Genomic DNA, 523 nt, shown 5'->3' with positions numbered 1-523 from the left:
AGATGTGTATAAGGAGACAGCCTCCGCACCAATGATCACCGCGATACCCCACGACTGCGACGCCAACGGCGCCGCATCCCCGAACAACCCCGACAGATACCCCGTCCCCGGCGTCCAGGCGTACTGCCAGCCGAACGCCGCGACCACCGTCACGATCCCGTACGGAATCAGGATCACCGTACGCACCAGCCCACGACCCACCACCGCCCGATGCATCACCAGCGCCAACGCCAACCCCAGCACAAACTCGACCGCCACCGACACCACCGTGATCACCACCGTGACCGCCAGCGCCCTCCACCACAACGACGACCCCAGCACCGTGGCGTAGTTGGCCAACCCCACGAACGACGACTGCGCCGGGAAACGCAGGTCATAGCGACGCAGCGACAGGTACACCGCGTAGCCGATCGGATAACCCGCCACCGCGACGATCACCACCACCGCCGGTGCGCACAGCAGCCACCCCAACCGCCGCTGCGCCCGCTGCTGCCGCGGACGCGTCCCCGGCACCACGTTCACC

Annotated in this window: 1 protein-coding gene; it reads right to left on the bottom strand. The window is 67.5% G+C overall.

Annotated features, from left to right (window positions below):
- Positions 1 to 471 (bottom strand): carbohydrate ABC transporter permease (locus NBZ85_RS31660; protein ID WP_498041287.1); only part of this gene is annotated, 471 nt, incomplete at its 3' end.
- Positions 472 to 523: the final 52 nt, after the last annotated feature.

The organism is Frankia tisae (genome assembly GCF_025403405.1).
Classification (GTDB): domain Bacteria; phylum Actinomycetota; class Actinomycetes; order Frankiales; family Frankiaceae; genus Frankia; species Frankia tisai.
The sequence above is the reverse complement of the archived record's forward strand: the minus strand, read 5'-3'. Positions and strand labels throughout refer to the sequence as shown.